At 41.5% G+C, this 26083-nt stretch carries 19 protein-coding genes; 5 read left to right on the forward strand and 14 right to left on the reverse strand.

Features of this window, described 5'->3' with window-relative positions; all coding sequences use genetic code 11:
• Positions 1-20: 20 nt before the first annotated feature.
• The gene (locus tag GXP67_RS18115; protein WP_162444429.1) at positions 21-632 is read right to left on the reverse strand and encodes a thymidine kinase; all 612 of its coding nucleotides are present in this window, start codon (positions 630-632) and stop codon (positions 21-23) included.
• A gap of 365 nt (positions 633-997) precedes the next feature.
• Between GXP67_RS18115 and GXP67_RS18120 the strand changes: the two genes are divergently transcribed.
• From GXP67_RS18120 to GXP67_RS18130, 3 genes are read left to right on the forward strand one after another with little or no spacing between them, the layout of a single operon-like run.
• Positions 998-1798 carry a hypothetical protein gene (locus GXP67_RS18120; RefSeq protein ID WP_162444430.1) on the forward strand — a complete coding sequence of 267 codons (801 nt, stop codon included), beginning with the start codon at positions 998-1000 and terminating at the stop codon, positions 1796-1798.
• Between the two features lie 13 nt (positions 1799-1811).
• Positions 1812-3506, forward strand: coding sequence for a hypothetical protein (locus GXP67_RS18125; RefSeq protein WP_162444431.1), 1695 nt, complete (start codon positions 1812-1814; stop codon positions 3504-3506).
• Between the two features lie 42 nt (positions 3507-3548).
• Positions 3549-4829, forward strand: coding sequence for a radical SAM protein (locus tag GXP67_RS18130; protein ID WP_162444432.1), 1281 nt, complete (start codon positions 3549-3551; stop codon positions 4827-4829).
• Between the two features lie 240 nt (positions 4830-5069).
• Here GXP67_RS18130 and GXP67_RS18135 read toward each other — a convergent pair whose 3' ends face one another.
• The 8 genes from GXP67_RS18135 to GXP67_RS18170 form a co-directional block, all read right to left on the reverse strand.
• Positions 5070-5264 (reverse strand): cold-shock protein, encoded by a 195-nt coding sequence (locus tag GXP67_RS18135; RefSeq protein ID WP_162444433.1) that lies wholly within the window; start codon positions 5262-5264, stop codon positions 5070-5072.
• 159 nt (positions 5265-5423) lie between these two features.
• On the reverse strand, positions 5424-6473 hold the full coding sequence (locus tag GXP67_RS18140) for a S1 family peptidase (RefSeq protein WP_162444434.1): 1050 nt from the start codon (positions 6471-6473) through the stop codon (positions 5424-5426).
• A complete protein-coding gene (locus tag GXP67_RS18145; RefSeq protein ID WP_162444435.1) occupies positions 6473-6988 on the reverse strand; it encodes a 3-hydroxyanthranilate 3,4-dioxygenase in 516 nt (171 codons plus the stop codon). Before GXP67_RS18145 ends, GXP67_RS18140 begins: the two co-directional genes overlap by 1 nt.
• Positions 6989-7127: 139 nt before the next feature.
• Entirely contained in the window at positions 7128-8681 is a 1554-nt protein-coding gene (locus GXP67_RS18150; protein WP_162444436.1) for an NFACT RNA binding domain-containing protein, read from the reverse strand.
• An 84-nt stretch (positions 8682-8765) separates the two neighbouring features.
• Complete coding sequence (locus GXP67_RS18155; RefSeq protein WP_162444437.1) at positions 8766-9527, reverse strand: MBL fold metallo-hydrolase; 762 nt, start codon at positions 9525-9527, stop codon at positions 8766-8768.
• An 89-nt stretch (positions 9528-9616) separates the two neighbouring features.
• A complete protein-coding gene (locus GXP67_RS18160; protein ID WP_162447969.1) occupies positions 9617-9886 on the reverse strand; it encodes a hypothetical protein in 270 nt (89 codons plus the stop codon).
• Between the two features lie 181 nt (positions 9887-10067).
• The gene (locus GXP67_RS18165; protein WP_162444438.1) at positions 10068-10451 is read right to left on the reverse strand and encodes a response regulator; all 384 of its coding nucleotides are present in this window, start codon (positions 10449-10451) and stop codon (positions 10068-10070) included.
• Between the two features lie 3 nt (positions 10452-10454).
• Positions 10455-15068: a PAS domain S-box protein gene (locus GXP67_RS18170; RefSeq protein ID WP_162444439.1), complete on the reverse strand. Its 4614-nt coding sequence runs from the start codon at positions 15066-15068 to the stop codon at positions 10455-10457.
• A 255-nt stretch (positions 15069-15323) separates the two neighbouring features.
• Here GXP67_RS18170 and GXP67_RS18175 point away from each other — a divergent pair, with 255 nt between their 5' ends.
• The gene (locus tag GXP67_RS18175) at positions 15324-15743 is read left to right on the forward strand and encodes a DUF3471 domain-containing protein (RefSeq protein WP_162444440.1); all 420 of its coding nucleotides are present in this window, start codon (positions 15324-15326) and stop codon (positions 15741-15743) included.
• Positions 15744-16022: 279 nt separating this feature from the next.
• On the opposite strand, the gene GXP67_RS18180 is transcribed toward GXP67_RS18175, so the two are convergent.
• The 5 genes from GXP67_RS18180 to GXP67_RS18200 form a co-directional block, all read right to left on the reverse strand.
• Entirely contained in the window at positions 16023-17132 is a 1110-nt protein-coding gene (locus tag GXP67_RS18180; RefSeq protein ID WP_162444441.1) for a glycoside hydrolase family 3 N-terminal domain-containing protein, read from the reverse strand.
• Positions 17133-17265: 133 nt separating this feature from the next.
• Entirely contained in the window at positions 17266-17748 is a 483-nt protein-coding gene (locus GXP67_RS18185; RefSeq protein WP_162444442.1) for a hypothetical protein, read from the reverse strand.
• A gap of 69 nt (positions 17749-17817) precedes the next feature.
• The gene (locus tag GXP67_RS18190; RefSeq protein ID WP_162444443.1) at positions 17818-18426 is read right to left on the reverse strand and encodes a hypothetical protein; all 609 of its coding nucleotides are present in this window, start codon (positions 18424-18426) and stop codon (positions 17818-17820) included.
• A 73-nt stretch (positions 18427-18499) separates the two neighbouring features.
• Entirely contained in the window at positions 18500-22048 is a 3549-nt protein-coding gene (locus GXP67_RS18195) for a DUF8818 domain-containing protein (RefSeq protein WP_162444444.1), read from the reverse strand.
• A 115-nt stretch (positions 22049-22163) separates the two neighbouring features.
• Positions 22164-25895 carry a sensor histidine kinase gene (locus tag GXP67_RS18200; RefSeq protein WP_162444445.1) on the reverse strand — a complete coding sequence of 1244 codons (3732 nt, stop codon included), beginning with the start codon at positions 25893-25895 and terminating at the stop codon, positions 22164-22166.
• Between GXP67_RS18200 and GXP67_RS18205 the strand changes: the two genes are divergently transcribed.
• A complete protein-coding gene (locus GXP67_RS18205) occupies positions 25873-26034 on the forward strand; it encodes a hypothetical protein (protein WP_162444446.1) in 162 nt (53 codons plus the stop codon). The two genes, GXP67_RS18200 and GXP67_RS18205, sit on opposite strands and share 23 nt — an antisense overlap.
• Positions 26035-26083: the final 49 nt, after the last annotated feature.

Below are 26083 nucleotides of genomic sequence, written 5' to 3' on the forward strand. Positions count from 1 at the left end.
TTCAAATCACTAAGCAAAGCCTAAGATATATGTTTCTTTATCCTGGCCATTCCTTCATTAAAACACTTGCGGCACCTGGCTTCATAGCTTTCTGTTTCGCCGAGCAGCACCTTTGCTTTAGAAGGCACCAGACGGAAAGAGAAAGAGGCTACATTGCCGCACACGGCACAAATAGCATGTACTTTGGTTACAAATTCGGCTACTGCTATTAAGGCAGGCATACACCCAAATGGTTTTCCCTCAAAATCCATGTCAAGGCCGGCTACAATCACCCGTTTTCCGCTATTGGCCAGAGCAATACATATTTCCACAATGCCTTCATCAAAAAACTGAGCTTCGTCTATGCCCACCACATCTGAGTTGCCGGCAAGCAATATAATTTCCTGGGAAGCATATACAGGAGTGGAGCGAATAGCAGTAGCATTATGAGAGACAACGTCGGATTCGTGGTAACGGGTATCTACAGCTGGCTTGAAAATTTCTACCTGTTGTTTAGCAATTTTGGCCCGGTTCAGGCGGCGTATGAGTTCTTCTGTTTTGCCTGAAAACATAGAACCACAGATCACTTCTATCCAGCCCGTACGGTTGTTTCTTCCAGGCTGTTGTCTTTCTAAGCGGGGTTCTATAAACATGATTTAACAATTCTTAGGAATACTATCCGCATCAACATACTTAAACAGGTCAGAATCACTGGCAGATAAACGGGTGAATTTACAAAGTTTTGTTTACACTGGTATAAGGCTTTCTCTTCCTAAAACCAGTTCAGCCGGCCTGCTACAAGCGGCAATCTGGATTTTGCTATAAAAAGTAGGAACTTTTGCTTATACATTGGTAAATAGTAATCAGAAAGTAAAGAAATTTTTGTGTTCTGAAAAAATACCTATAATTAAGTATTGACTGGCTTGTATAAGCTACTTACATTACTCATACTTTTTAAGCGGCTGCTGTTCATCCTTTCCATAAATTTTGTAAGTACATCTCCTGTAAAGTTTGTTGTATGCGCTTTGCATTGATCTTATTGCTGCTGGTTTGGTTGGCCCAAACCAGTAAAGCCCAGGATACCCTCCGCCGGACAGATGGAGTACTTATTCCGGCGAAAATACTGGATATAAAAAATGGAGAAATAACATTTAACAAAACAGCTTCAACCGATAGCCTGGTGTATATCATCAGCACGAGTGAAGTGGAGTGGATACGGTATGCCGATGGAAGCCAGCGAACCTTCACTGTTCCAAGCCAGAATAAACCTGTTATCAAACCAGCGCAGCAAACATCTGGCACCAGCCGGAATATTATCGTATTCCGCCCCTTTGACCTGGTTTTTCCAACTATCAGTCTGGCTTACGAACATTTTTCGCCTTCACAAAAATTCAGTTACCGGATTCCTGTTTCTTTTGGATTGAATACAAAGGAAGAAAGAGACCTGTCGTATGCCTTTCTGTATTCAACCGGAAAAAGCTTTTCTACTGGAATAGATTTAAATTTCTATCTGAGCCATCCGGACGATAAGTTCCGTTATTACATAGGCCCGGCATTGCAGCTAGGCTTTCTCCGCTTTACTTCTCCCTATTATTCGCCAACCAATCCCAATGACCGGGTTACCTACAAAGGGACTCAGTTTGCTATTCTGGCCAACAATGGATTCTGGTACCGGACGACAGATAGGTTTGTAGTAGGCGCTGATATAGGTTTGGGCTTACGGCGAAGGTCATTCCAGGAAGATATTGTCTATAATACCTATTATGCAAAAGTAAGTCTCAAATTATCTGGCAATATCAGTGTTGGAATCACTTTTTAACAAATGCTGCCCTATGAAAAACCGATGGACCTACCTTACTTTTAACACATTTAAACCCCTGCATTTGTTCCGGAAGGACAGCACTACTGCTATCATTGCCAAAATTCTGCTCCTATGTTTTTCATTTCAGGTGAGTGGCTGTAATTATTACCGTACCCGTACTGAAAATTCGCCTGCTAGCGGACAGCAAATATCTCTGGCTGCCGGAAAGTATTTCATTCTGCACCAGGGCAATAAAACCTATAGTTTTAGCAATCCGGTAATTAACGGTGAATTTCTGGAAGGAGTAATTGGCGAAGTAGCGCCTGACTTTATTGGTTATACTAATCCGGAATCTGGTAAGGCTTACCGTTACAATAGCTCTGACAAAAGGATTGCACTCAATATTGTCCATATCTATATCAACGAATATAGCAAAGGAGAGGGAAGTCAGGTAATGATACCTATTACTTCCATTAAACGGATTGATGTAGTGGAAAAAGAAACAGGCCGTACGGTAGCTTCCCATATATTAGGAGGACTGGCTATGATTACAGGCGTTCTAGTAATTGTTACCATTTTAGTAGCATTGCTTAAAAGCTCTTGTCCGTTTGTGTATGTGTATAATGGAGAGAATTATCAATTTGTAGGGGAGACATATGGAGGAGCTATATTTTCACCACTGGAACGCCAGGATTTTATGCCCTTGCCTGGGATACAGCCAGTAGGTAATGAGTACCGGGTGAAAATTACCAATGAGTTAAAAGAACGCCAGTATACCAATCTGGCCCAGTTATGGGTCGTTGCTCATCCGCAGGGTAGTCAGGTGTTACTGGATCAGCAGGGAAATCCACAGGTATTCTCAAACCTTCAACCACCTGTTTCTGCTATGGCGACAGATGGCCGGAATTATTTACCGCAGCTATTAAAAAAAGACCAGTCGGCGTATCTGTTTAATGAAGCAACAGCCACAGATTCGTTGAATTCTATGGTACTTACTTTTGCTAAACCGGCCTCTGTCCAGCAAGGAAAACTAATATTACGGGCACAAAACTCCTTGTGGCTGGATTATTTGTTTGGAGAATTCACCAAAAAATTTGGTTCATTTTATACCACATGGGCAGAGCGGCAGAAAGCTAAATCATATGACGAACTCAATACCTGGCAGCACAATCAGGGCATTCCATTACTGGTTTCCGTAGAAACGGATCAGGGCTGGCAACCAATAGAAGCCATTCCATCAGTGGGGCCATTGGCCGCCAGAGATCTGGTGGTACCCATAGATTTTTCAAAAGATAATTCAAAGCCGGAAGTAAGAATAAAGTTGTCAGCCGGATTTATGTTCTGGGAGCTGGATTATGCAGCGATAGATTTTAGCAAACAAATTCCTGCAACCCTTTCCAGGCATACACCATTTTCAGCCATCACTCACCAGAATAAAGACGTAAGCAAACAACTGGCTTCTGATGACAAGCACTATCTGGCACAAACGCAGCCTGGAATGGCTGTTGAACTTAAATTTCAGGTAGATACTCCCAACAAACCGGCAGAAAAATATACAGCTTTTCTGCGCACCAAAGGCTATTACGAGCATATACGCGAATATGAAGGTATGCCAGATATGGTAGAACTCAGTCAATTCCGCAAGCAGGGGCGTTTTATTGAATTTTCAAGGGAAAAATACCAGGAAAGTATACACCAGATGAACAATACCGTTGCGAGGCAATAATCCGGTAGGCTACTCTTATATAAAATCTTTATTTTAAACCAGATGATGAGTACTCACACAGTTGTTGCGCCTGCCACCCTACAGTTACCTGAGCAAACAGTGTACAAAGCGGATGGGATGCCCAGCCTTCCTCACTTTCAGCCTACCATCCTCCAATCTCCACTCAGGCGCTATATAGCCAACCGGCGGCTCAGGTTCCGGGAACTGATGATTTTAATATCCTGCATGCCTCACCCGATAAAGTTATACAAGGCGTTGCAAAAAATAGCTCAACTCAGGGAGTTGTATTTTGGACAGTCGATTCCTAAAAAGCTTGCCTATGTGGGTGGGCGGTATTACTGGGGCTTTCATTCCCCAGGCTGGCCTTCGCATTCATTCACTGAATATCTCACCCACACCATTCAGCAACTGGAACCTCAACAGCCAGATGAGCGCACCTTGCATATGGCATTTGTAGCTATTACTAAAAAATGCCCTCTGGCCTGCGAACATTGTTTTGAATGGGACAATCTGAATAAGCGAGAAAAACTATCTGTTAATGACCTGAAGAAAATAGTTTCCTCTCTCCAGGAGAAAAAGATCGCCCAGATTCATTTTAGTGGTGGTGAACCTATGTTGCGGATGCAGGATATGATGGAAGTAATGCGTACAGCCAAACCAGGCACCGATTTCTGGGTAATTACTTCAGGCTACCATTTCACTGCAGATAATGCACAATTGTTAAAAAAAGCTGGGCTTACAGGTGTTTCTGTTAGTCTGGATCATTACCTGGCAGCCGAACATAATGCATTCCGCCATTACAATGATGCTTTCGACAATGCCATACAAGCCGTTGGCCATGCACATCAGGCTGGCTTGGTAGTTAGTTTGTCCTTGTGTGTAACTCAGAATATGGCTAGCGAAGAACACCTGATGCAGTATGCCAGGCTGGCCAACCAATTGGGCGTTGCCTTTATTCAATTGCTGGAACCACGGGCAGTTGGTCATTATGCAGGAAGACCGGTATCACTCACAGAAGATCAAGTGCAGGTATTACACCGGTTTTATGAGAAACTGAATTTTGATCCGGCGTTTGATGGATGGCCGATTATAACGTTCCATGGCTATCATCAGCGACGGGCTGGTTGTAGTGGGGCCGGTTTCCGGTTTTTATATATTGATACCGACGGAGATGTACATGCCTGTCCTTTTTGCCAGAAGAAAAGCGGAAGTGCCATTAATGAATCTATGGATACATGCCTGAACCGCTTAAGCGAAAGAGGTTGTCATGTATTTGAACAGGCGAAAAACTTGGTGGAGGGTAATGGTATTAGAGTCAAATAGTGAGTATAAAGTATAGATTTTTTATTACCTAGATTGAGGAGCTTTTATGCATCAAAAATCTTCGTTTATATAGCAGGTATAAATTTCTATAAATCAGTCTCAAAAGGCAGAAATACAAAAAGCTGAGAAATTCTCAGCTTTTGCTATTACAAATTTACTCAAATGTAAAGTATAAGTTAGTTCTAATTATAACGTTTATAAAACTATAGGTTTCTAATTGTCGTTTTGATTGAATTCTTCTTAGTCTACTACTTTTACATTTACTGCATTTTTACCTTTTTTCCCTGTCTCCACATCATACGTTACCTGATCGTTCTCTCTGATTTCGTCAACCAGAGCGCTCACGTGAACAAATATGTCATCGCCTCCATCTGAGGGCTTAATAAACCCAAATCCTTTTGAGTTATTAAAAAATTTTACTGTACCTTTTGGCATTGTATTAATTAAGTTAAGCGGCAATAAAGTTATAAATAATTATATTTCAAATATATATTGTTAAATTTTTTATGTTTAGGCAAAATATTTTGCATTTTTAGATAACAACCCTCTACAATGCGCCTTTAATCATCCTTTATCAATGATCTGATTGACAGATTAATCCGGCTGGGCATCTAAGTTTTTTTCGACCAGCCGGATGTTGACAGCGAAATTACAGCTTTCACACTCGTCGAGTTTGGCAGTAGCAATACCGATTACCTGTCCCTGCATATTCATCACCGGGCTGCCGCTGCTGCCCGGAGAAATTGCCGCATCTATCTGTATATAATCATTTTTTGTATGCAGGCTTCTGAAGGCAGATACCACACCCCTGGTAACAGTGCTTTCCAGCCCTTTTGGATTACCCAATACAAAAATATCTTCTCCTTTTTCCGGTAACTCCTCCGATAATTGCAAATAGGGCGACTGATCTATATCGACTTTGAAAATGATATAATCAGTATCTTCATCAGAGTGAATGATGCTGGAGACAGGGAAATACTTGCCTTCGCGGGTTTTGATCTTGTACTGGGCTGAACCTTTGAATACATGATAGTTACTCACCGCCAGTCCATGTTCGTTAATGAAAAAGCCGGTTCCACTGCCAGTTGTATTTCCTTCTTCATCCAGAGAATAGATCAGAAACACACAAGGTTCAGCTATCCGCACCAGCTGGCGGAGTGATCGGGGTTCCGGTGTTTTTTTGGCGGATTCAGGTAATTTGGTTTGTTCCTCTGGAATTTCTTTATTTTTTCCGGCTGAGGTAGTGGCCGTCATGTCTTCATTTACGTATCCCTGAAAAGCCCGGAGGCTATCGGTGAGGTATTCTTTGTTTAAGGGACTTAAGCGGCGTTTGAGCAGTTCTGCATTAATGGAAACGCCTTTAATCGTTTTGATATAGGCAAACACTTCCTGATTACTGCTTTTGATGGTATAGGTATTGCTCCGGTCGGTGGCAAACCGGATTTTTTTGTCGAGTATATTTTCTGACAGATATTCTTTGGCTTCTGGTGTATCTTCCACGCCGATCAGTTGAACGGTGAGGCCGTTTTTCAACGTAATAGTATTGCCATTTACAATATCTACTACCGTATGGCTACGCTCTTCCACCGATTTGCTACAGGCAACTAAACCTAACATACAACAAACAATAAACAGGGTTTTCATCAGGGTTTTTCCATTACAGTTCCGCACTTCTTACAGGTTCTCCGTTCGATAGAGTTGAAAAAATTATTCATAATAGGCGGCAGTTGTGTTACAATATCAGTTACTTCGGCAAATTCCTCATAGAGTTTATTGCCGCAATTTTCGCAAAACCACATAAATCCATCTATTTCTCCTTCCTTCCGGTAACGCTCCATCACCAGTCCGACAGAACCAGCGGTACGTCTGGGAGAATGGGGCACTTTCCCGGGCAACAGAAATATATCGCCAGCTTTCAGGGGAATATCTACTGGTTTGTCATCTTCAATAATTTTCAGCACAATTTCGCCTTCCAGCTGGTAATAAAATTCTTCCCCTTCATTGTAGTGATAGTCTTTGCGGGAATTTGGTCCGCCTACTACCATCACAATAAAATCTTCGTTGCCTTTATATACCTGCTGGTTGCCTACAGGTGGCTTCAGCAAATGACGGTTTTCTTCTATCCAACGGGTAAAATTAAAGGGTCTCTGTATAGACATAGGTTTGAGGTTTTGTTAGTATATGATTAAAATTTGTGATTTCAGTAGCAATTAAAACGAATACAGTGATTTGATGGTATACGTAGTAATGATAAATCCTTTGGCTTGAGTTCCCAGGTTTTATTCCTGTCAGGAAAAATTATTTCAATGGAAAGGGTTCTACCATCATCACTTTTTCCTTATCTATTACCACGGCTCCTTCTGGCAAGCCTTTGGGTTTACGGACGTATTTTTTAGGTGTATAAATTACCGGACAAAGGGTGTCGGTACGAAGTTTAGAGAAATAAGCGGCTAGTCCGGCTGCTCTCTCAATGACTGGCTCTGGGAAATTTTTGCCAGCCTGGTATTTCACAATCACATGGGAACCAGTTACATCTTTGGCATGGAGCCATAAATCTTCTTTAAAGGCATATTTCTGGGTGAGCAGGTCATTGTTTTTGGCGTTTTTTCCAATCCAGATTTCGTATCCCATATATTCCGTTTTCTTGAATAACTGGTCTGGGGTGGGTTCGGCTTTTTCACTGCTGATGCCATGCATTTTCAGATAGGTACGGAGTTCTTTTAAGTGCTTGATTTCCTGGATGGCTTGTATATGAGTCAGGAGAGTTTGTAGTTCTTGCTCTTTGCTTTCGATAGCTTCCTGAATTTTGCCTACTTCTATCTTTTCATTTTTCGCTTTGCGGTAATATACTTCTGCATTCCGCTGCGGACTCAGGTCTTTTTTGAGCTTAATAGTGATAGGCTGGTTGTGATAAAAATCCAGTAATTCCACTTTTTCAGCCCGGGCAGGTATCTGGTGCAAATTTGCCATCAGAATATTGGCTAGGTGTTCATTTTTAAAAGCATCCTCCAGTTGGGCAAGTTTATCATAGGTTTTGGCCAGGTAATTCTCCGTTTGTGCTTTTCTTTTGTTGAGCAGGCGGATGGCTTCTTCTTTTTCGGTGGCCAGCGTATGTACTTTCGCATACAAACTATAAAACAGATTAGCCGCCTCAATTGCACTTTTTGTGGTATGTACCACATGTTTAACAGGCAACAGCGAAAGTACCGGAACAACATCCGCCTGCGAGATATAAAAAACAGGATTTTCCAATTGCACCAATATTTGCTGAATTATCTCCCACTTCTCTACTGGAGAGGCTTGCTGATATGCCGCAGTTTGAATGTATTGTAATACGGGTTTACCAAATGTGGGGAATAATGCCTGTATCTGATAATTACTCGCTACAAATGCTTCAAAACTCTGGTCTAAGGGACGGTGTAATTGCTCAAACTTAATTTCGTAATCGCCACCTAGTTTGTTGTGAAATAAGCTAACAGGTTCTTCTTTCTGAAAGAGAATAATGTTGGAGCGGTTGCCATGCATTTTGAACAGAAGCCGGAACTCATTTTCAAAGTCCACCGAAAAACTGCGCTCATTGAGAAACTGCGTTACACCCTTTACAGGCAATCCAGTTAGTTCTTCAAATAACTCTACACTGTTTTTACGTGCACGCGCAAATGTTTCTGGGAAAACAAGGCAGGCAAAGCCAGGCGTAAGTACCGCTTTGCTATAAAACTCGGCTGAGCCATTTGTAAAACCTATCACCAGTTCATCTTTTTCCTGGCTGAAGCAAGTCTCCAGTGTCCAGCCCTGGAGTGTTGACTGTAACTGTGCGGATAGTTGCCGGATATAGTAATAATTATTATGCACGGAAAATGAATTACAGGTGGATAGATTTATGAAATGAATGCAGTTTCAATAAACTCTTTGACAGATAACAATCAAAGTTCAAAACTACACTTCAAATTTTAATCCATCATATCCTAGGCGGATAAAAGGAGGCAGCTCTTTTTCGACTTCGGCATGTAGCCCCAGTTTGTGGCTGATGTGGGTAAGAAAGCCTTTTTCTGGCTGTAGTTCCTCTAGCAAGGCAACGGCTTGTGCCAGAGTAAAATGAGAAATATGGTCTTCTTTCTGGAGGGCATTGAGCACAATTACTTTCGAGCCCCGGATTTTTTGCAGTTCTTCTTCGGCAATAAAGTTGGCATCGGTAATATAAGTGAAATCGCCGATACGGAAGCCAAAAACCGGAAGGCGGTAATGCAGCACTTCAACCGGAATTACTTCTATACCCTGTACATTAAACGGTTTATTTTCTATTACATTGATCTCTACCCTTGGAACACCAGGGTACTTAAAATCGGAGAAAATATAGTTAAACTCCCGTTTGAGCTGCTCAATTACCGTATCCCGGCCATAAATAGGCATGTCTTTTTTCAGCCGGAAATTATACGAGCGGATATCATCCATGCCGGCCGTATGATCTTTGTGCTCATGGGTAAACAGCAGGGCATCCAGCGTTTTAATACGTTCCCGGAGTACCTGTTGCCGGAAATCAGGGCCAGAATCGATAATGAGACTGGTATCGCCGATTTGCAGATGAACCGAAACCCGGAGGCGCTTGTCACGAAAGTCCAGAGAACGACATACTTCGCATTCGCAGGCAATAACAGGAACACCTTGAGAAGTACCAGTACCCAGAAATGTAACCAGCATAAAGAGTGAATGAGTAGATGAGTTAACAGTATAGGAGCCTTTAAGCTCCAGCTATTACAGCTTGATTTACGCTTTGAACTCAGGAACGTTTAACTTGTAAACTCAACAATTTCCAGATACAATTTTTTGTTTTTGTCACTAAAGCCAGACATATCTACCTGGATGCCTCGGAGCATCTCAATCAGACAATTGATCTTGCCTTCAGTGGTAAAATATCTATTCACAATCGCAATTCTGGTATCCTTCAGCAGACAATATCCGGCTTTGAAATTTCCTTTTTCATACCGCAACACATACCCGCATTCAGAAAATAATTCTTCCAGTTTGTTGAGGAATTGTGGTGTATATTTAATCTGCATGCCGAAATCTAAATTCCTGATCAAAGGATAACCCGGATTAAAATCTGATTTAGATCCTTTATATAGTTATACCTGATATGGGTTATGTGCAAAATAAAAAATGATCTTCCTTACCTGCTATTGAAAATAAGCCTGAAGCAAATAATCAACTTGTGAGAGGAAAATCGCCTTGAAGCAGGATTTAACTCTGGGCGGTCAGTTCTTTTACCACACTTACCAGCTTGTCAAAATCCAGGGGTTTTTGCAGATAGTCGGTGATACCGGCTTTCTTAAAATCTTCCATGGAATAGTTTTTGGCATTTCCGGTAATAGCAACGATTGGAATATTGGCTTTGCTGGCATCTGGCAGAGCTCGTACCCGGCGGGCACACTCCATTCCATCCATTACCGGCATGTTTATATCCATCAGGATGATATCAATATTTTCTTTCTCTAATGTTTTTAATACCTGCTCTCCGTTTTTTACAGCAGAAATTTCGAAATTCTGGAACTGTAAAATCTTTTTTGTCAGATTCTGTATCACGGAGCTATCCTCGGCGATCAGTACTTTTTTAGCTGCGGCCATGTGTTAGTCTGTTATGAAATTTTTATACTCTTGTTGAAATTCAACAAATAACTCTTGCAACAATTGCAAATCTGTGTTCAAATCAATGAATTCCTTGTTTTTGAGTTTGCCCTCCGACAATTTAGCCTGATTGGCAATCCGATCGGCGCCAATCGTGCCTGCACTGCCTTTGAGCGTGTGCAAATTACTTAAAATTTTAGTCTGGTCATTGGCATTTAAAAAGATATTCAGCTCGTGCAAAAGTTCGCCGGTTTCATTCTCAAAATCTTCGAAAACGCTGGCTACTAGATCTGCCCCACCAAATTTTTTCAACTGCGCTACAATTTCAGCATTGATTACCGGAATCTTAGTAACTGCCGCTTTCTGTTCAACAGGTTTCTGCAGCTTATCAGGTTTGATGGTAACGGCTTTTACTACTTTCTCCTGTTTCTTTGATTTAGACACTGTTGCTTTTTTCCTGGCTGGCTCAAACCATTCTTTTACTTTGGCAATTAAAGTATTAGCCCGGATAGGTTTGGGAATATAGTCGTCCATGCCCTGGCTCATAAACCGTTCCCGGTCTTCCTTCATCGAGTAGGCCGTCATGGCAATAATAGGTGGAAGCTTAGGAATCCCTAAATTCTTTATTTGCCTGGTCGCTTCAATCCCATCCATATCCGGCATTTGTATATCCATAAAGATGAGGTCATACATTTGCTTGTCCGGGTCTGCATAGGTTTCCTGCACTCTTTCTATTGCTTCCTGTCCGGTACTGGCTACTTCCAGCTTACACCCGGATTTAATGAGTATTTCGCTGGCCACTTTCTGATTTACTATATTATCATCGGTAATGAGAATATAGGGAGCCGCTTTTTTGAACTGGTCTCCGGCCTTAAAATCAAAGTTTTCGGCAGGTGCATTCACTGGACTTGTATTGGTTTCTTTGGCTTCAAAGGTAAACCAGAATGTACTTCCGCGTTCTGGGGCAGAAGTTACGCCTATTTCTCCATTCATCATCCGGCACAGTTCCTTAGCAATGGAAAGACCTAAACCGGTTCCGGCATACGATTTTGAAGAAGAATTGTCTACCTGGCTGAATGTATTAAACAGCAGTGACAAATTTTCCGCGGCAATGCCAATTCCGGTATCACTTACATTTACCTTGAATTTCTTCACCTTGCCTTTGCTCTGAACCAGCGATACATGCAGGCGGATGTCGCCTCCTTCCGTGAATTTGATGGCATTCGATGTCAGGTTAGATAATATCTGCAAGAGCCTGGTTTCGTCGGCTATGATATATTTGGGAATTTCAGGCTCTATAAAATAATGAAGCTGATTGCGTTTGGAATTTGCCTGTTGCGAGAATAATGCATATAATTTTTCAATCGTCAGTTCCAGTGACATAGGTGCTTTGTGTAGCTCCATTTTACCGGCCTCAATTTTGGAAAGATCCAGAATATCGTTGAGAATGTGCAACAGGGTTTCTGATGATTTTTTCACCGTTTGCACATATTCCTGTTGTTTAGGCTGCAAATGTGTATCGCTCAGCAGGTCTATCATGCCAATAATGCCATTCATCGGCGTACGGATCTCGTGGCTCATATTGGCCAGAAAGCTTTCCTTCACCTTCAGCGATTTTTCGGCCACTTCCTTGGCTTTGAGTAGTTCTTCCGAAGATTTTTTGAGTTCCGTAATGTCCCTGGCTACTCCTTCAATCTCTACCGGTTGTCCATCTTTATCATATACCAGGCGCATATTCAGGATAAATTGCAATACAGCGCCACTCTTGGTCTGGAAGCTGGCTTCCAGGTTTTTTACGCTGCCGAATCGGAGCAGATCCCGTAATACATGCCGGCTTTTGGTAACATCAGTAAAGAAATGGGTGATTTTTTTGTTGATGATTTCGAAAGGCCGGAAACCACTCACTTCATAGGCGGAAGGGCTGATCATCAGAATACGGCCAGTCAGGTCAGAACGGTAGTAAATATCCTGGAAAGATTCGAAAATATCCCGGAATTTCTCTTCACTTTCCATCAGAGCAATTTCAGCCTGCTTTTTATGGGTAATGTCGTGGGCAATACCGGAAACTTCTTCAATGGTGCCATCCTGCAGGAAAATGGGGTTGAGGTAGATTTCGCGCCATACGCTTTTACCATCCCGGTCATCCATTAATGCCTCAAAATATTGTGGACTTCCCCGGAAGGAGGCTTCATACTTACGTTCCCACAGCGAAAATTGCTCATCATTCATTAGTTGGGTTCGCACCCGGTCGGCATTAGATAAAAGCTGTGGTTTCATGCCATACTGTCCTTCAATGGCATCCGCATAATTCCGGTTGAATGAAGTCAGGTGCATTTTCCGGTTGATAGACCACATCAGGTGGGTTCCACTCTCAAAAATTGCATTCAGCCTGGCTGTTTGTTTCTGGAGTTTATCTTCGTTCTGTTTCCGTTCAATAGCAAGTGCGATCTGGCCGGAAATAAAGTCGAGTAATTCCAGATCGCGTATGGTATAGGTAGTGCGGCTTTTGTAGCATTTTACTGCGATAATTCCAATGATGCGGTTCTCAATTTTCAGCGGAACGCCCAGCCATACTTTGGGAATAGCGCCAAAAATCTCCAGGTTGTTTTCCTGAATAAGCTGCTGAATTTGCTCTTCGTACAAAAACAAAGGCTCATTATAAAACATAGCGTACTCCGTTAAACCTTTTCCCACACGACGCTGGGTCATGCGGATTTCTCCTTGCAAATCTTCGTCTACATAATAGGGAAAATGCAGATAGTTTTTTTCCTGGTTATAGAGGGTAATATAAAAGTTCTTCACCTCGATTACCTTGCCCAGTTCCTTGTGGATATTATAATACAGATTTTCCAGGTTATCGCTTTTTACGGTGAGGTTGGCAATGCTGTAATATAAGTTCTGTGCTTTTTCTGCCCTGATTTTATCGGTAGTATCATACAGAATACAGCGGAAAGCGGTAGGACGGCCATCTTCATACTTACAGCTCACACTACCGGCCAGGTGAATACTTTTTCCTTCCTTGCTCACAAACACCGTCTGGAATTTAAACAGCTTTTCTCCTTTCACAATCCGCCTGAACATGCGCAGGGTAGATTTTCCATAATCCGGATGCACGATGTCTTTAAGGTTCATGGTTTCAATCTCGCTGTTTTTGTATCCCAGCTTTTCCTTCCAGGCTTTGTTTACAAACAGAATATCGCCCCGCATGGAAATAATCTGGATCAGGTCGTTGGCATTATCAAACAGGTCTTGTAGCTGCGCCTGGTTCCGGATAAGCGTTTCGGCTACTTTTCTTTTATCAGTAATGTCTTCGCCAATCCTGGTAATACCGGTAATTTCTCCCTCCTGACTATTGAGCAATACTGAACTGAACTGAATAAAGCGCACTTTGCCATCCCTGGTGAGCATGCTACGTTCCACATTTTCAAAAAAACCTCCGTTCTTTAAGGCTCTCGCAAATTCCTCCCGGCGAATTTCCCTTTCATAAGCAGGTACAAAAAAATCAAAAAAGTTTTTTCCTATCACTTCTTCCCTGGTGAAGCCGGTAGCATTAAGCAAATAGGTATTACAAAAAGAGATAGTGCCGTCTTTTTCAACCCGTAACGCTACTAAATTTACTTCCTCCAGTGCCTTATGAAACGTTTCATCTGCATTGCGGAGTGCTTCTTCCCTTTGTTTTTCCTCTTCAGCCAGCTTGCGTTCGGTAATATCTATGGCAGAAAAAATATACCCTTTAAACCGGTCTTCTGCGTCATAGTGAGGCGTACCATTATCCAGTATCCAGCGGTAAGTACCATCTTTGCGTTTGAGCCGGTAGGTGACCTCAATATTCTTTTTCTTTCTGAATGCAGCTGCTAACGTATCGCTTACCATGGCTGCATCATCTGGCTGTACCTGAGAAAGCCACCCCATATCCCGCTCTTTTTTTAAGGTACGCCCGGTAAATTGCAGCCATTGTTTGCTGAAATAATAGAACCGGTTATGTTCATCGGTCATACGCAGCAATACCGGGGCATGATTGGCCAGGGTACGGAAGCGGGACTCACTTTCACGGATGGTTTTCTCTGCTAATCTTCGATCTGAAATATCTTTTCCATAAGTGATAATTACTTCTTCTCCCCGGTACATTCCTTTTTTAAAAATGATTTCCCTTGCCAGCAACTGTCCGGAAGGAGTTTTTCCTTCCCATTCCAGTTTAACTGATTTTTCCTGCCAGGCTTCTTCCAGAAAGGCAGAAAGTTTATCAAGCCGGTAATCGTATTTTTTACAAAAAACATCCGCCTGTAAACCAACTAGCTCGTGTTTGGTTGCCTGATAGACCTGTAAAGCACTCTCATTTACGTCGAGTATATATCCGTTCCTACTGAAAATAAAGATAGCATCGGTGCTGGCATTAAAAATAGCCCGGTAATTCTGGTCGTATTCCTGCGACTCATTTTTCACCCAGCTTCTGTCGGTAGTATGCTGTGCAGAATTATAATCGGTGAGGGAAGATACAGGTATGGCTTCTGCCAGCTCTGGCTGGTCTACAGGTTGTTGTATGCTGGCAAGCTGCTGCCTGAGCCGCTCTATCTCCTCAATCAACTGTGCCTTATTTTTATATACTAACGATTGCATGTCAAAAGGATAATGAAAAATTAATCTTACAAATCCTTGTCAGAAAGCTTGTGCAATAAGCCTTCATAGAATAGCTTACTTCTGACAAAATTATATCTATACTACTTGATTTCAGGTAAAATAACAATAATTTTTAAAACTTAGTGCGGCATTCAGCAAAAGGCGTTACTGGTATAAAATCGGTTGCTGTAATCTGATTTTTACATATGGTGGATTGCGAACTGTTATTTATATTGCACTAAAACCATTACTTATATGAAAAAACAAATCATCAACGTTGGCATATGTCTGGTGTTAGCGTTTACTACTCTGCATTGTGCTAAAAAAACAACCACTAGCCAGGCTTCCACTACAGACCAAAGCCAGACTTCTACCTCCGCTGCTTCCAGTTCTACGTCTGCATCAACTGAGGCAGCTGATCTAAATGTCTATGCAGGTAAATACAAAATGCAATCCGACCAGGTGGGTATGATTACTATTACTGTAGAAAATAACAAAATCTATGGAGAAGCAGAGGGGCAGCCTAAAACTGAGATAAAACCGGAGGGAAGGGATTCTTTCAATGTGCCAGATTTTAATGCCAAGGTAATATTCAGCCGGGATAGTAATCAGAAGGTGAGTGGCCTTACTTTATACATCAATGGAGGGGAAGTAAGTGGGGATAAAGTTGAGTAAAAGATATAGAGAATTTGAGTATACCTAATGTAAAAAGACAGAAGAGATATTATCTTCTGTCTTTTTTATGCCATTTCTTATTGCACAAGATTTAGTGCCGGATATAAAAATTAGGATGTTTAATAAAACTAATGTTGTAAGCAGAGACGGATGTAAAAGCGGTGATTGGCAATTACATGATTTTTATTTCAGTATTAGCATTGCGAGTAGTTTTGTCATAGTACAAACTCTTTGCAAAAGATGGTCTAAGTAAAGTAGTTTCTCAAAACAGAAGGTGTTCTATAATAGCTCCAGGCAGATTTTCAGCCGGATGATTTTTTTTACGGAGGTATGTATCTGATTCTTAAAAGTCTCATTCGCCTTCATTTCCTGCACAATGGACGCATGCAGAGAATTTTCGTTGGGTGGCATGAGGATCATATCGCAACCGGCTTGTACCGCCTTAAAAGTAGCTTGTGGAATTTTAGATAAAGCGCCCATATTCATAGCATCTGTTACCACTATTCCCTTAAATCCCAGTTCATGCTGGAGTAGATCCGTTACAATTTTCCTGGAGCAACTGGCAGGTAATCCATCCGTCTGGTATATTTCATTATTTTTTATAGCAATATGCCCTACCATTACACTTAACACACCACTGGTGATTAACGGGCGGTATGTGTCTACTTCTTTTAGTTCTCCATCTATATACACAAGTTTCGCATGAGTGTCGCCTTTTACAAAGCCATGCCCAGGAAAGTGCTTTGCAGTTGCGACAATCCCTACTTCCTGGGTAGTCTGGATAAACGCATCACTAAACCATACCACCGTATCTCTGTTGCTGCCAAAACTCCGGTTGCCGATGGCTTCATTTGTAGTGGTCATGTCACAGGCGGGAGCGAAATTGTGACGGATACCCATGTCTAACAAATCTTTGTTAATAATTCCGGCCGTAAGCCTGGCGTCTTCTACACTTTTAATATCAGCTGTGTTTTTCACTTTCTGGGTGCCACCAATCTTGCGGTTGATAAGGCTCGGTTCAGCATCGGCACTATAGAGTAAAGGCAAACCCTTATTTTGCTTATTTAGACTGATTACCAGTTGTTTAAAATCAGTAGTATTTCCACCTAATAATAAAACGCCTCCCAGTTTCTGCTCTTTTACCAGTTGGTTGATAACTGTAGTAGGCTTACCCAGTTTGCCGGCGGCCGGTATAATCATCTGGCCTGCCCGCTGGGCATCTGTTAAGGTATTAAAAACAGAATCCACCCGCCTTTCCAGAAGGGGATTATACTGGTAAAAGTCTTTTAAAGTGAATGAATTACTGATTGTGTCCTGGGGAATAATTTGTCCAAAGGAACAAAAAGAAAGTAACACCAAAGAAAGGCCAATGAAAGATATTTTAAACATAATTGAATAAGCTGTTATTGGTAAAAACTTAAAATTACTTTATTACTGATTATACACCCATTGAAGGGTACTGGAATAGATGACTTTGGCTTATAATTGACAAATTCTAAAGTTTTGTTTCCTAAAGAGAGCATCAAATATACTTTATAAAACCTTGTTGCTGTATTGGTATTATGAAAGTACAAATCGATAGTGAGTTCTTTTTTTGTCCAGGCTTAAGAATTAACTTCGATTTTGCTAACAGTCTTTTTTTCTTTCTTAACACCTTTTTTGGATTTAAACTCACTTTAGTTAAATAAAGCTGCAAGCTAGTTGGTAAAGGATTCTCATTAATATCTTCGTTGAATAAGTTCAATCCTATTAACTGATTATTACAGTAAAAAGCGGGAATACTAATAGCATCTTCATACCTGTCACTAAATCCAAAAAACAGATACTCTTTATCTGAATTATTACTTAGCTGCACCTGAACGGGAATAAGAGTATGAATACTATCTACATGTATACTATCAGTCATTATTTCAAGCCGTACGTCATCATTCGTTCCACTTTGTGAGTAACAGAAATGAGTGATAACTGTTAAGCTAATTATGAATAGTGTGCCTCTAAAGATCATTGATTTAATCCTATCTTCTATCAAAATCCGTTAACAAATTCTTGCCAATACATCAAGTGCTTGTTGCTCCTAATTATTTTCTTTCATTATCCATGCTTTAGTTGAATCTAAAAGCTTTTTGTCACTCATTTGCTGAAATTTTAGTAAGCAACCTTTTGCGGGAAAGATCCATTGCCGGGGTAAATTTTTCTTCTCATTAACAGGTCCCGGAAAAATTTGAATAGATGAATCATTTTTTATAATGCCCTGCCATTTTGTTATTCTTCTGTAAGCCGGAAAACCGCCGGAAGACAAAGTATGATTGAATTCTAATTGGATTGAATCATTACTTATATTATATAATCCCCATATTACAATACCTTCTTTTGAGTATAGTTGTTGTTCTGTAAAACCTACTATAATTTCCTGGGTTGTCATCTTGCTTTCCTTAAAGCAAGGAAGGCAAGCTACACTGCCATTTTCAAAGAAAAAGACAGGACAGTAATCTGAATTTTTACTTGAATCAGAAGAGGCTTCATTACTAATGATATAGCATCCATCAGTTTTAATAGCATTTGCAAAAGAAGGACTGATAGTAAATCGCTCTTTTCGAAATGGAGAACATCCAGATATTAGAAATATAGAAGTTGCTAAGATTATTAATGTACCTAGGTCTCTATTACAATTTTTATTTACCATAGAGTATATTCTGAGTAGCTTTGGTTGTAGACACACCACATTACATATAACTTTTAAGAGTTGAAGACTAAAATCAAAACAAAGCTGTTACCTGCATGCGGCCGATGTGAACGGTACGCTGTGCTTCTGAATTACGGCCTTCGTAATTGATGTTAATTTGTAATCCATTGGTGAGCCGCTGCTGCAAATTCATAGACCAGGTAAAATTATTGCCAGGCCGTAAGGCTTCCAGCATTTCGTAGCCTAACGGATTATTGACTTCTCCATTATAAGCAATCTGAATATACCTGGCTTGCACCGAAAGGTTCCGCTTCGATACTTTTGCCCACCTTGCCTCCAGTCCAGCCTGATTAGAAATAGCCTGTTCATTTGATTCTGTGGTGAAAATATTATGCTTGATATTATACAGATAGGTGGCCGTTAAGCGAAAGCCAGCATTGGGCTGCCAGGCCACTTCCGGACCAGCTTGCTGGGAACGGATGCGGTAATTGCGGTTTTCCAGGTAATCAGAAGCATTGTTGCGTATGCCTCGCCCCAGCATCAGGCGTACACTTACATCTTTATACACGTTCATACGGGAGTTCAATTTCAATTCCTCTGTATTGGCAGACTCAAATCCATTGGTAAGCAATTGCTTATTCAGAGTGCGGAAAAGAGCTAAATCAAACCCATATTTTGAACTGGCCCGGTTGAAGAATAAAGTGGAACGCAGTGCTTCCTGGGCAGAAAGTAAGGCTTCTGCCGGAACATCAGTAGCAAATGGAATAAAACGGTTAATGAGTTTATCATCCGTGATTTTCTTATTAATTGTCCAGGAGGAAACCGAGGAAAACTTAGCCAGAAATGATTTCACCATGCCTTGTCCCCGCCAGCTTCGTGGCATGAGCAAATTCAGGCGGTAATTGAGGGTATTGGTAAACGCCCGGATGTACTGGTCAGTAGGCACAAAAAATTTCGCATAGTTCTTTTCATCCGGATTAATGGCTTCATAAAACTCATTCAAATCCTGCCTGCCATCGCCATTATCATCCCGCCAGGTATGGGTGCCTTCTCCGGTTGGAACGAGTAAAAATACATATTCCCGTTGTAATTCCCGGCCGGTTCCGGCGGTATAGGTTAACTCCGACCGGACATGTTCCTGTAGCCAGTTTCCATTCCAGTCAATGCGGCCCATTACAGTTTCCTCCTGGCGGCTGTCTTCCGGATTTCTCAGGTTTTGCAGGTTCCGGTAAGTAAATAGAAAATTTATGTCGTTATTCTGCCGGATCTTGGTTTGCAAACTGGTAGAAGCGGTATGGGAAACGGTATTTTTTACCAGTCTTCCTTCTACTGGCAGGTTATCCTGACGGATGGTATAATCTATTCTGAATCTGGTACGGGAAGTATCCTGCGTTTTCAGGTAGAACTGATGGGTCTCAAAATTCATGGCGGTACCAATCACTGAATCTTTCCGGGCAAGGCTGCTGATGCTGTTCTTATCCATACTGTACACATATCCTGGGCTTAAAAATTTAGTAAGATATGCTGCATTCACTTGCAATCGCTGCCATTCGGAAACATCTGTACTCCGGCTGGAACGTAGTAAAAATACATCAGAACTGAGTTGTAGATTACCTATCCGTTTGGAAGCTTCAATCCGCTGCTGCCAGCCGTTAATTATACCGCCTCTGTTCCTGCGGCTGAACCGGTAAATCAATTTATCACCAGATGTATCGTAATTCGGAGAGGTAGCTTTATAACTGCTGTCTTGTGTTGCCGTAGTTGCCCTGCGGATTCCGGCAGTAATGTTAAAAATATGGTCGTCGGCTCTGGAGGTATCTGCTTGGGCACTCCAGTCCCGGTCGTATTCTATGTCCCGGAAACGGTCAATGGGAGTAAAATATTTGTTGTCAAATTCATAATCTATATTGCCCAGCCATTCATAATTAGGCAGAAACGACAGTACTTTTCCCCGGTTCTGATACCCAAATTTAAAGGCATTTCCTTTGTTATCGCGGGAATCCAGAGGAGAAAACAGGTTTACATCTCTTTCAGAAAAAGCCACTTCGGCATAAATACTTTGGTTTTTACTTATGTTATATTCACTGCCCAGCGTAAGCATCTGTTTTTTATTGGGCGTAGGAATTTGCTTTACTGGTTCGTATCTGCCCTGAGGCACTCCATTTAGTGGCCCTTTCCAGACATATACTTTTCCATTGGCTGTATTTCCCTGTAATACCTCATAGTTTCCGTTTCCCTGTCCTACATCAGAAAACTGGAGTTGATAACTTGCTCTCTCTGGATTAGTGGATTGTTTGTACATCGTATACACTACATTTTCCACAATGGAATCTACTTTCTCATACAGAATCTGGTTGCTGTTGTATTCATCTACCGTACTGATACCAGAAACCACTGCCTTTTGTAAACTATCGCCTATTTCACTTAGCAACTGTTTATCGGCATCATTTAAAGTAATTGTCAGCGGAGTATTGGGATTATCCCGTTCGCTGTAGAAATTGGCAAATACACCAAACTTGCCTATTGTCTGGCTGTGCGAACCATTGAGAATAGTACGGCTATAAATCCGGTCGGAATACTCAAAATCCACCCGGACTCTGGTAAATTTAGTGATGAGGATATTGGTATTGAACACAATCTCCGCCAGGTTATAATCAATTACATAATCATAATTAAAACCACGTTTCATCAATTGCCCATCCACATATACTTTCTCAGAATTAGCCAGTATAATAATGAACCGTTCGTTGGCTGGCCCCCTAAGCCGGTAAGGCCCTTGTACACCTTCGCTTACTTCCAGCAATATAGAGGCAAATTTCCCCTTGGAAATAGCAATTCCAGCGGAGGTGCGTGCCGTAGAATTGGGAGCAGCTTTATAACTAACTTCCGCCTGAGCACCCTGTACATTTTTGTAATACCTTAAAAATTGTGAAGGTTTGGTTTGTTTTTGCAGCCACAAGGGATTTTGCATGACTAAATCTCCGGCGGCGAGTTTGGCGTTTTTACTGGCAAGTTGCACATATACCCTGTCAAATTCCTGTAATTGCTGCGTATTGCCTTCCGGCTGAAAAGGCACATTCTGGTCAGAAATGGCGGCTACAATGGAAATATTATCTGTTAGCTGGCCTTCCAATTGCAGATTTAGGGCTGAATTCACAAATACATTCTGGGTATTGCCCAGCGAAATGCCTCTGGTAATGCTGCCGGTTTTATTGATGCTTTTGGTAGAAAAAATTTCTTCCCGGCTTTCAGGCGTTTGTTTTCCCAGATTACTTATGGCACCTTCCTGTTTGTAAAAGGCATTGGTATCATATGCTGCCGGATTACGGTGGAAAATGGGTTTTCCTACCCGGAAAGGAAACACACGGAAAGAAATCAGCACAGAATCTGTTGTAGGTACTTTTTGCCATTGGAGGGAATTTGAGGCTGCATCATAGGTATATGAAACTTCTGTTGCTGGTGCAGAAAGAATTTTAATACTGCCCGGATACACCGATAAACTATCGAGTTGTCTGGTATCATGCACTTTCACCCATTTCATCCGGTAATTGGAAAACTGCGCCTGTACCTGCAAGGTCAGTATCAGCAGAAAACCAATGATAGCCAGAAACCGGAAAATCATGTGTAACGGATGGGTAATGATCGCTGATTGAAGAGTAGAAAATGTTCGTTTAAAAATACAATTCCTATACAATCCTCTTTAACAAGAGGATATGTAAAGAAAATACCTGTAAAATTTAGTTTTGAGCAGGTACAAACACACTCAGCGGCAACTGGATAAAGAAAGAAGTACCTTCGCCTTCTTCGGATTCAAACCAGATGATTCCTCCGGCATGCTCTACGCCCCGTTTGGCTACGGCCAGCCCGATTCCGGAGCCAGCATACTTGGTACTAAAGTTAGGGATAAAAATTTTATTGCGGATGTTTTCAGGAATGCCTACGCCATTGTCTGTGATTTCTACACGTATGTTATGTACGTTTTTTTGCAGACTAATAAATATATGCGGTTTCCGGCCATTGGGAACCGACTGGATGCCATTCAAAATCAGGTTGGTAAAAATGCGGCTCATGAGCTGCTGATCTCCTTTTACATAGCATTCGCCTGGCACAATCTCTGTTGTTATTTCAACATCCTCATCATTGCTGTAGAGCTCAATCGTTTTCCTTAGCACTGCTCCGATCTCAAACACTTCTTCTTTGGGTGTAGGCATTTTGGCAAAAGCCGAAAAAGAAGTAGCAATGTCATTGAGCGTATCCACCTGGTCGAGCAGTGTGGTAAATGACTTTTCTGCACTGGTTTTGTTCACACTTCCGTTGCCATTGAGCAGGGTACGCTGCAAATGTTGTAAGGTGAGTTTCATCGGTGTAAGCGGATTCTTGATCTCATGGGCCACCTGCTGTGCCATTTCCCGCCAGGCAGATTCTTTTTCACTCCGAGACAAAGCCTGTTTACTTTCTTCCAGTTTTACCAGCATCCGGTTGTATTCATTCACAAGTAAACCAATTTCATCATCCGATTCCCATTCCAGCGGGTCGTTGTAGTCGTGCAAGGTAGTTTTCTGAATTTTCTGGGTAATCAGCCGGAGTGGTACGGTAAGGATACGGGAGGCAAAGTAAGAAAATACCAGAAAACACAGGAAAATGGCCGTAAAAATATTCATGATGGTAGACAATACTTCTATCATCTGCCGGTCGAGTTCGGCCTTCGATTCAAAAAAAGGAATACTAATAATTCCCAGCAGTTCGCTGCCATTGTCAGATTTTACGCCTACATATACTGAATTGTAATTGAGTTTGCCTACGGATTCGCCCATCATTACTTCCTTGTCATTCATCTCTGCCACCATAATATAGGCTGCCGGGTTAATATAGGGAGAAAGCAATTCATCTTCGTAAATAAGTGGCTGACTGGTAGCAGTAAGTCTTCCCGATTCATCAAAAATATTTACATCAGACCCAGAATACCTGGCGATCCGAATCAGTTCGCCGGAAAGTTCTTCCTGGCTAATGCTACCACTTTTATAATTATCTACATACTGGCGCAGGTTGCTGCTTACATTTTCGGCATTGCGCAGGAAAAGTTTTCCCAGGTTTTTTTTGTAAGCCGAACTGATAATGCTCAGCGTAGCAATACTGATCACAAACAGCGGCAGAAAGAAAGCCAGATTGAGGTATACCTGAATTTTAGTAGCAAAACTGGTATTGACTTTGGCAGCCCGGTAGCGAAGGGTAAATCCAATAATAAACACCACGATACACAGAACCAGCACCAGAAAAAGAAAAGAGAAATTGGAGAACAAACTTTTTACCGGATACTGCAAGGCCGAAACCACTACCCGCTTGCCTTCTTCGCCATTTACCATAATATGCAGGTATTTATTGATCACTACACCCGAACTGCTCGCCTGCAGGCTGTCTAAGGAACGGATATCCAGAAAACGGCGGTAGTTAAAGGCACCTTCGCTGTAAATAAGGTTATTATATTTATAAATGGCATAGCTGTACTGACGGCTTTCCTGCGATTGAATAAAACGCTTGTCAACGAGCAATTCCGGATATACGCTGGCAGGTATAATTCTTTTCAGTTTGAGCCACACAATTACATAACCCACATTCTTTTTTTCTGACTCTACTGGAATAAAACTGATGTATTCTTTGATAACGCTGCCGCCTAACCTGCTGATAAAGGACAAATTGGCATAATCTGTTTTATATCGTTCCTTTTTATAATTCACCAGATACTCCCAGTAAGTAGTTTTTCCGGAATTGCTTTGCATGGGCTCACCTTCTGAATTAAATAAGAATATTTCAGTATCGTATTTATCGTACAGATAGCTTTTCAGGTGTACCCGTTTAATTTTCTGTTCGATCACTTCCTGCGAAATAAACGAACTGCCTGTAAACCGGCTTCTGATCAGGGGTTCTTCCTGAATGGATTTTGTGGCCTCATTTAAAAGAAATTCATCTAAACGTTCGTGCTGCGCCAGCAGTTGTTCGCCAAACTTTTGCTGGTTATTAATGTGTTTGAGCTTCTCCAGGTTATAAATGGCAAAAGCCCCGATGGCAGCGCAAACCAGGGCAGCCGTAAACAGATAGATAGATGTAGCATATTTGAATTTGTACAAAGACCTGGGCAGCCGGAAGTAGAAAATTAACAGGAAATAACCCGTATTCAGCAGAATAACAAAAGGATACAGAATATCAATCCGGTAACAGAGCCAGGTGAATAAAACAGTTCCGATTAGTATCCATGCTAAAGCAGCAATAGCACTTTCCCGGTTAATTCTGATAAACAACAGCCCCAGTAAATGAACACTGAAAAAATAAATGCAGGAATTGATAATAAATATAATGAGGCAGATGATTTTGAAATAAGAAAAATCAATGCTTGTGGTAATATCTAAGGTAAGCTGCGAATTAAGGTAAATATTGTCCAGGACATAAAAATGCAGGTACAAAACCCAGTTGCTTACCCCTGCCAGAAATATTGATAAACAAATGCGCCAGAGCCTGGGAAGATTAATGAGAAAACGGTAGAAGCGGCTTTTATAAAAATGTGTAAACAGGTAGGCCAGTAGCAGAATTACGATACCTACGTTTAGCAGCAAATCCCCCAGAGAAGGACTGATATAGGAATAGCCGTAAAACTTGGAACTGAATAAATCGAGTTCAACCCAGGCATTGGGCAAGCCAAAATACAGCATTGCTGACCGGATGGACACCAGAAACAAGGTAATGAGTAAAAATCCCCATTCATATTCACGGTTTATCTCCAGCCGGTTTACCAGAACCACAACCTGCCAGCAGATAATGGCGAGGGCTATAATTGCACTTATGACTGTGAGTACATGCCCCAATTGGTGCAGAATAACTCCTTCTTCCGGCATTTCTACTACAAACAGCGGCTTTCCATCGCGGGTATAAATGGTATGCTGATGCTGGTAGGGTGAGCTTTCGGTAACTACCTGTAGCGATTGATAGGGAATAAGGTCTTCGTTGAGGCCAGATTCCAGGTAGTCGTTGCTGATCTTATAACGTTTGTACAGGGGCAATACCGAAATAATTTCAACCCGGCGCTGGTGTTTAACAAAAGCCCGGCGGTGTACCAGGTATTTGCCGTGTTTGAAATTAAATACCTGTAATGAATAATTTCCGCTGATCATACTATGATCGGGTACAAACCTGTAATCTGACCAGAATATCACGTTGCCATTCGCATATATAAAATAAGGATACTTTGTTTCCAGTTTGGAAGCAGTAAAAGAGATTGAATCCTGGGCATCGAGTATGTTCTTTACCTGTTTGCTTTCCGCTTCCATCACTTCAATTTCGTGCCATATCTGCTCGTGAATGCTTTTGAGTTGTTGCTCTTCGGCATTTGGGCTGCTGTAGAAAATAATGTATCTGGTAGCTGCGCCAGCCGCTACAATTATAATCGCCAGTAATATGAATAGATATCTTTTTGACACGCAGGTAAATAAAAATAATTCCTTGGATATTCAGGATGTACCGGTAAACTCAGATGTTTCTGAGGACAGAGTTAAACATGGCTACTTTAATTCAGTAAAATACCGCAAATATACAACCAGCTTAGGCAGTATCCACTAAAAAATAGGATTTTGTGCGGATAAGGTAGATTTTGAAAGTCGCTTTGGCC

The sequence above is a fragment of the Rhodocytophaga rosea genome (assembly GCF_010119975.1).
Taxonomy (GTDB): domain Bacteria; phylum Bacteroidota; class Bacteroidia; order Cytophagales; family 172606-1; genus Rhodocytophaga; species Rhodocytophaga rosea.